The 6,815-nt window shown below is 29.7% G+C and carries 8 protein-coding genes and 1 pseudogene; 2 read left to right on the top strand and 7 right to left on the bottom strand.

All coding sequences use genetic code 11. The features are described 5' to 3' along the window. Window positions 1-196: 196 nt before the first annotated feature. The 6 genes and pseudogenes from ACU68U_RS01885 to ACU68U_RS01860 form a co-directional block, all read right to left on the bottom strand. A complete protein-coding gene (locus ACU68U_RS01885) occupies window positions 197-478 on the bottom strand; it encodes a CD1845 family protein (protein WP_412308793.1) in 282 nt (93 codons plus the stop codon). A gap of 63 nt (window positions 479-541) precedes the next feature. After that, window positions 542-1,018, bottom strand: a pseudogene (metG, locus tag ACU68U_RS01880) (methionine--tRNA ligase subunit beta); the annotation flags it as partial. Window positions 1,019-1,175: 157 nt separating this feature from the next. Further along, window positions 1,176-2,411: a site-specific integrase gene (locus ACU68U_RS01875; protein ID WP_282924700.1), complete on the bottom strand. Its 1,236-nt coding sequence runs from the start codon at window positions 2,409-2,411 to the stop codon at window positions 1,176-1,178. Window positions 2,412-2,458: 47 nt separating this feature from the next. Continuing rightward, the gene (locus ACU68U_RS01870) at window positions 2,459-2,650 is read right to left on the bottom strand and encodes a CopG family transcriptional regulator (protein ID WP_249033615.1); all 192 of its coding nucleotides are present in this window, start codon (window positions 2,648-2,650) and stop codon (window positions 2,459-2,461) included. A gap of 67 nt (window positions 2,651-2,717) precedes the next feature. Beyond that, window positions 2,718-2,909, bottom strand: coding sequence for a DUF6462 family protein (locus ACU68U_RS01865; RefSeq protein ID WP_019035163.1), 192 nt, complete (start codon window positions 2,907-2,909; stop codon window positions 2,718-2,720). 462 nt (window positions 2,910-3,371) lie between these two features. Further along, complete coding sequence (locus ACU68U_RS01860) at window positions 3,372-3,845, bottom strand: sigma-70 family RNA polymerase sigma factor (RefSeq protein WP_110058332.1); 474 nt, start codon at window positions 3,843-3,845, stop codon at window positions 3,372-3,374. A gap of 287 nt (window positions 3,846-4,132) precedes the next feature. Here ACU68U_RS01860 and ACU68U_RS01855 point away from each other — a divergent pair, with 287 nt between their 5' ends. Beyond that, window positions 4,133-4,534 carry a helix-turn-helix domain-containing protein gene (locus ACU68U_RS01855; protein ID WP_282924701.1) on the top strand — a complete coding sequence of 134 codons (402 nt, stop codon included), beginning with the start codon at window positions 4,133-4,135 and terminating at the stop codon, window positions 4,532-4,534. Beyond that, a complete protein-coding gene (locus ACU68U_RS01850) occupies window positions 4,534-5,001 on the top strand; it encodes a conjugal transfer protein (RefSeq protein ID WP_110058331.1) in 468 nt (155 codons plus the stop codon). Before ACU68U_RS01855 ends, ACU68U_RS01850 begins: the two co-directional genes overlap by 1 nt. A gap of 81 nt (window positions 5,002-5,082) precedes the next feature. Here the strand turns inward: ACU68U_RS01850 and ACU68U_RS01845 are convergent, their stop codons facing one another. Beyond that, a complete protein-coding gene (locus ACU68U_RS01845; RefSeq protein ID WP_110058330.1) occupies window positions 5,083-6,813 on the bottom strand; it encodes an ATP-binding cassette domain-containing protein in 1,731 nt (576 codons plus the stop codon). Window positions 6,814-6,815: the final 2 nt, after the last annotated feature.

Raw genomic sequence — 6,815 nt, 5'->3', positions numbered from 1 at the left:
TACTTACCCTATTTTTAATCTTAAACTTTAGGGTGCTTTTTCATGCTTATTTTTATTCAGTTTTTATCAATATCATTACTTATATTTTCTTTGTTTCACCTCTTGACTTTTAATAGTTAGTCTTTCTTTGAAATAAAAAAAAGACGACAGAATTATTACTTTCTATCGTCTACGATTGTCTAATATTTATTTTTCTTCAAATTGATTTTATTGTATAGTTTAATAATTCTAATAATCCAATAATATATATACCTAATTTAGGTAATCCAAATGGACTAAATAAAAATGCTAATATTAGTGCTTCAATTACAATTTGCTTATCTCCTTGAAATATGCTAGCTAATCCAATTATAAAAATTAAAGTAGAAACTACGCTTAACAACGCAGTACTCAAACTTAATATAAAAGTGAAAAAAGCTATGAGCAAACTCAACACTAATCTTATCGGTAATAAAATTATTCTAATTATCCATCTCATACATACCCCTAAAAATTAAACTGGGATTCGTAACAAACCCCAGTTTCATAATTAGCGTGTCCTTTAATATAATTTTGATCCTGCTGGAATATTATCATCCAACATTATTAAGTTAAGTTTTTCTTCTCCGTCGTACTCGCAAATTGCAGATATAATCATACCTTCTGAGTCGATTCCCATCATCTTACGAGGAGGAAGATTACAAATCGCAAGCAGTGTCTTTCCAATTAAGCTCTCTGCGCTGTAATATTCCTTAATACCAGATAAAATAACTCTTTCTTTTTCAGAACCATCATCTAATGTAAATTTCAAAAGTTTTTTTGACTTTGGAACTTCTTCGCAGTTCTTAACTTTTACAACTCTAAAATCAGACTTTGAGAATGTATCAAAATCAACCATATCTTCAAATAATGGCTCTACTTTTACTTTTGATAAGTCGATTTTTTCTGTCGTAAGTTTGTCGTAAGTTTCGTAAGTTTCTTTTGACGAATCCCTATTTTCTGCCTTTTCTAAGCCTATTGGCTTCATTGTTGGGAATAGTTTCTCGGATAACGTACCATTCCTTAAAGTTCCAGTTTATCCCATAATATAGCCATTTAGTAAAAGTATTGTCCAGTGCCATTGCTTAGTATTAATGAAGATTTTGTTGTCTTTTTTGTTGTCCTTAGTTTTTGTGTGGTCTTTCGAAATTCATGATTTAAAACACATCTAGATTCCTGGCTAACGCCTCCATGGATTCTTGCAATTTCCCATCATTTACTTCAGCATATATATCCATTGTAGTTTCTACACTAGCATGTCCCATAATTTGTTGAATAACTTTTATATTCGTTTCGTTTTCACAAAATCTTGAGCAAAATGTATGCCTCAAATGATGGCAGGAAAAGTGAGGAATTAACAAAGGTTCTCTTTTTTCCTTTTTTGCCTTTACTATCTCTTCTGCATTGTATGACTCATATATCCTTCTTATAGCTCTATTAATTGATGCTGGATTGTGAATCATTCCAAAACGATTTATAAAGATAAATCCAGTCATCCCATCTACCACTACCGGACAAAAACCTTCTTTTTTTCTTTTATCATATTCTTCCTTCAAGACTTCATACACTGGCTCCATCATCGGTATAACTCTTATTCCTGCTTCCGTTTTAGGTAAAGATACCTTAAACTCGCACTTATAAGTATCTTTTTTTCTTGGATAATAAGTCATACTATGATTAATGTCTATAGTCCTATTTTCAAAATCTACATCAGACCATCTAAGTCCAACTACTTCTCCTATCCTACATCCCGTACCTAATAAAACTGTAAAGATTAAGTTCCAGTTGTTATATACTGGGCTTTCTGCAATATAATTCATAAAAGCCCTTTGTTGCTCTACTGTTAAAGCATGCCTGGTTTTCTTTTTGTCCTTACTTTTCTTTTTTATTTCAGCCATAACGCCATCGCTGGGATTATTTCTAATGATTTCATCTCTAACCGCTAACTGAAAGGTAGGATGTAAAATTGTATGAATCGTTTCTAATGAGTTGATTTGTAAACCCTTATTATTGATAAGGTCATAATAAAAATAAAGAACATCGGAATATTTTATGTCTCCAATTTTATTTTCACCAAACCCATCTCTTATGAATCTATCATACATATAGACATAGTTTGTATAAGTGGTTTCTCTTAGTTCTGTTTTTGTAGAAATATATCTATCAAATACAAAATTAAGTTTTGCTTTGCCAGCAACATATACATCTAGACCATCTAACTGGTCTTTGAAGAGAATTGCCTCACGTTCACGAAGTTTTTTTAGATCCTTTGCATAGATAAATTTTCTTTTTCCATATATGTCTTTATAAGAATATGAATATCTATTGTCACTTTCTCTATAAGTTTCGCCCTTCCTTAAAGCTCTTCCTTTATTATCTTTTCTAGCTACCATTCATGATCTCCTTCCTTTTGAAAAGAGATTTCATGCAAAATGCCAGTTTATTGTTCTTTGTACAATAAAGTCAAACCTTTTTTTACTGCTTGAGTAAGGGATAAATTATGAGATTTTATATACTTCTTCAGTTCCAAGTATTCTTCTTCTGTAAATCTTACTGTAACTCGTTTCGTACTTGGATTTTTAATTTTTGGTCTTCCTGTTTTTACCAAGTTTTCCTCCTTTTCTATTCTCATAACTTATCTATATTATACTTTTTGTCCGACACTTTGTCAATCATAAACCCCCTTTCCAAATTATCTTTTATATACCTGGTAACCTGAATGTTTCTAAGTATTCATTTAGTATTTCACAGTTTACAAGAACAATTTTATTTAGCTTATAGACAGCTCCCGCTTCTTTTGCTAATTCTTCAAATTTACTTTGACTCATTGAATAAAGTTCTGCACCTTCTTTATATCTAACAAACTTTTTATCATTATGTTTATTTTTCACGAAAGCCTCCTTATTTTATTAAATTAAATATAAGTTTTTTGACATTGACAGGCGTGTAGGCCACGACATTGGAATTTCACCACCGCCCCTTTTCTAGATGGGCCGGCAACAACTTTAGAAGTATCATTATCCCTACTTGTATCAAAGCATCAGTTGCCAAAGCTGAATCTATAATCTCTTTTATCGCTCGTTTCCTTTTATCCTTCTGGTATCAGCAGAGTATTCATTTAAACCGAGTTCTACCTCAGCAGAAAAGTCTTGGCGAAAATCTTATAAGGCTCCACAAGTAGTTAACGTCCTGTATTGGTCTATTAAGTTGTCATGGTTCAATTTATGTTTAAAGGAAAGTAAAATTTACCCCCTTATATATAGGGACAGAAAAGAGTGGTTTGATAACCAAATTTATAAAGATATTTAAATAAAAAATAATCCCCATTTTTTTCATGGGGATTGTTTCTAAACTTACATAAATGTTGTCATCAAATCTTTTAAGAGAGTCCTTAATTTGTCAAAAACCTTATGTTTTCTTTTATTAACTGCTACTTGAGAAATTCCTAAGATTTTTCCTATCTCTCTTTCAGTCAATTCTTTTTCTATAAGAAGTTTAATTAGCCTTAATTCTTCTTTATCTAGCTCTGAAAACGATTCTTTGACCCTCAAAATTTCTTCATTCTTCAAGATTTTTTCTTCTATATTGGATGTCTTATCTTCTAAACTTTCAATGTAGTCTTCCTGCGGGCTTCCATTTTGTTCACTACTCTTTAGCATATAGTTTGACGATGAGTAAACACCATACCTTCTTTCTTGTCTTAATATTCTTTGTTCAGCCTTTCTTGCTTCTTCAAAAATTTCCTTTATATTATCAGGAAGTTCCACTTCTTTACCCTCTATATAGTATTTTCCATGGTAATATCCATTTTTATTATTCGTATTCATTTTTCCTCCTTCAGGCCTTGATATTAGTAATTGTTATCAATAGATAGCTTGAGGAGGGCCTCTGATATATGACATACTCACTTCCCTTTTAGCAAAAAAAAGATAGACTCGTCGCCTATCTTTTAGAAAGTGATGCATGCCCTTGACAGCTTTTCTAAACGCTTCTGCGTCGAGCTGCATATAAGCTTGCTTTTAATTCATGTTTTTTTATATTTTTATAGCTTTTACTTCATATTTTTATTATAATAGAAGTTATTATTTATTTAAATGGTAAGAGGAGAGGTATTTTGAAATTCCACGAAAAGATTAAATTATTGAGATCTGAAAAGGGATTGACCCAAGAGGAACTTTCTAAACGGCTAAGGGTATCTAACAGAAGTTATATTTCTTGGGAAAAAGGGGAAAGTATTCCTAGGGACTTAAGGGTTTATTTAGAACTCACAAAGGTGTTTTCTGTTCCATTGGATTATTTGTTGTTAGGTATTTCGAATGATGATGATATAGAAAAGGCAATTCAGGCAAAAGAATCTGTTACTAAAGGATTAGATGCCGTTTCTGATTTGTATTTTGTTTTTAAAGCAAATAATCTCTCTATGAAAGAGAGATTATTTTTGGAGGAAAAAGTTGAAAAAATGTATCTGAATATTAAATTGATAAATTATAAGTTTGAGAAAGAAGGTGAATTTTAATGTTTTTAGTTTATTTATTGTTGGTTGCATTGCCAATTTTATACTTTTTCTTTTGGCTTACTGTTGGTATGTCTATTGCTAAATTTGCTGTTTTTGCTTTAGATAAATTAGTGATCTTTGTTTTTATTGCTTATCTTGTGCATAATCATTTCTCCATCATTCATAGTTCTGGTTACTTTGTTTATTTCTGGGATATATTGTCAGGACTTGTTGCGGCTGCTGTCTATACCTTTATATTCAATAAAATTTATTCATTATTTCCGCTGTTAGGCAGTATACTAAATTTTATCATCTCTTATCTAGGAGTAATGACTGTATATTGTCTTCTGATTGTTGCTATACGAGGTGGAGATAAATATTTTATTCCACTCTTGAATAATGAAACACTTAATAACATTGTTAATTATATTTTGATTGGTGTTCTTGCAATATTCCCCTGGAGAAAAAGAGAAGAGTGTTTAGAATAGTTATCTCGCAATAATCACCAATTCTCCAAGTATGATTCGAAGTGTTTCATCAATCTTGCTTTTATTTTTTATCATTATATATTATACAGTAAGTTTCTTATATGCAGAAGTATCTTTTATATCTTCATATAGCCCTTGATTCACTATTCTTCCTTTTTCCATAAAGACATACCATGGATCATATTTTTTTATGTTTTCAACCCTGTGAGTAACTAATATCAATATTTTATCTTTAGCTATATCATTAATCAAAGAAAAAATTTCTTTTTCAATTATTGGATCAAGTGCTGAGGTTGGTTCATCTAATATTACAATGTCCGCATCTCTGAATAATACTCTTGCTAGTGCTATTCTTTGCCATTGGCCCTTTGACAATTCTCTACCTCCAAACCAGCATCCCATTTGTGTGTCTAGTCTATGTTCAAAACTATCCACTACATCACTCAACCCTACTTTGTTTATAGCTCTACTGATTTTTTTACTATTATTTATATGACTTATCTTTGAAAAAGCAATATTTTCCCTTAGAGAAAGCTCGTATTGGTTGAAATCTTGAAATATTACAGTAATTTTTTCTCTATAATTGTTTTTATTAATTTTTCTTAACGACATACCATTAACAAAAATCTCTCCTTCAAAATCATCATATAAACCAGCTAATATTTTGATTAATGTGCTTTTGCCAGAACCATTTGTTCCTAAAATTACAATTGGTCTGTCCTTTTTTATATTTAAATCTATATTAGATAAATCTTTTTTTAACCCATTATATCCAAATGATAAGTTTTTAATTTCTATGCTAGCTATTTTTTTGTAAACTAGATTCTTTCCTTTGCAAACATTGCCAACATTTGTGTCTAGAAATTCATAATAATTGTCCACATATAATTTGCTCTTATATATTTCTGTGATGCTAGAAAGTAGATTGTTGAGTTTGTTCTCAATTAAATCTAATGAATAAATATATCCCATTATGTTACCAATTTTTCCATTATTATTGATAGATTTGATAATAACTGTAACTATCAAAAATACTTTGATTGTAATTTCTAAAATCGAAACTAATATATTTTTTGTAATGTGCAATTTTAATATAGATTTATTGGTGTTCTTTACAATGTCTTTGTGCCTTTTAAACTTTTCTATTAAATAGTTAGCAATATTAAAGCTGATGATTTCTTTGATAGCAATATTATTTGTCAATAAATAGCTAAAATAATCACTCTTCCTTTGATGCTTAATATTTTCTTTTTCTTTATCATAAGCATATTTTCCAATCTTAATACTTGAAATAGTAGAAAATATTGGAATTATAATGATAACCCCTAAAAGATAACTATCTATAGACCTAACAGCAAAAATAACTGAAATCATTGAGATTATACTTTCAACCAGCTGCAAAAAATTAAAATAGATATCTTGAACTTTTAATTTTCCTAAGCTATAGGCCTTTGTTATGGTAGTATATACATCTTCATTTTCAAAATCTTTAAGGTCTAAGGTTGAACATTTTATTAAGTATTCATTATCCAAGTTATAATCGAGATTAATAGCAATCATTTGATTAGTGTAAGATCTAATATTTTGCACAATAATAATTATCAGATTAACGCTGATAAACAACATTATGTTTTTACTTATACTCGTCCCTTTAATTATCGCATCTTGTATTCCATTTACTAATTGTTGGATTGAATAGACATTAATTCCAGAAATTATTCCAGAAATAATTATAATAATAAAGTTTAAAATAAATAAAAGTTTAGAGTTGCTAAATACTGTTGCTAGTGACCTACAAAGTGTCTTTATCATAT

The sequence above is a fragment of the Finegoldia sp. P3-F-LR genome, from assembly GCF_052932165.1.
This window is presented reverse-complemented; position numbering and strand designations above follow the sequence as displayed.

Excerpts from the sequence above, each read along its gene's own strand:
- ACU68U_RS01870 (WP_249033615.1), bottom strand. The coding sequence starts at position 2,650 with ATGAGAATAGAAAAGGAGGAAAACTTGGTAAAAACAGGAAGACCAAAA.
- ACU68U_RS01875 (WP_282924700.1), bottom strand. The coding sequence starts at position 2,411 with ATGGTAGCTAGAAAAGATAATAAAGGAAGAGCTTTAAGGAAGGGCGAA.
- ACU68U_RS01860 (WP_110058332.1), bottom strand. The coding sequence starts at position 3,845 with ATGAATACGAATAATAAAAATGGATATTACCATGGAAAATACTATATA.
- ACU68U_RS01845 (WP_110058330.1), bottom strand. The coding sequence starts at position 6,813 with ATGATAAAGACACTTTGTAGGTCACTAGCAACAGTATTTAGCAACTCT.
- ACU68U_RS01885 (WP_412308793.1), bottom strand. The coding sequence starts at position 478 with ATGAGATGGATAATTAGAATAATTTTATTACCGATAAGATTAGTGTTG.
- ACU68U_RS01850 (WP_110058331.1), top strand. The coding sequence starts at position 4,534 with ATGTTTTTAGTTTATTTATTGTTGGTTGCATTGCCAATTTTATACTTT.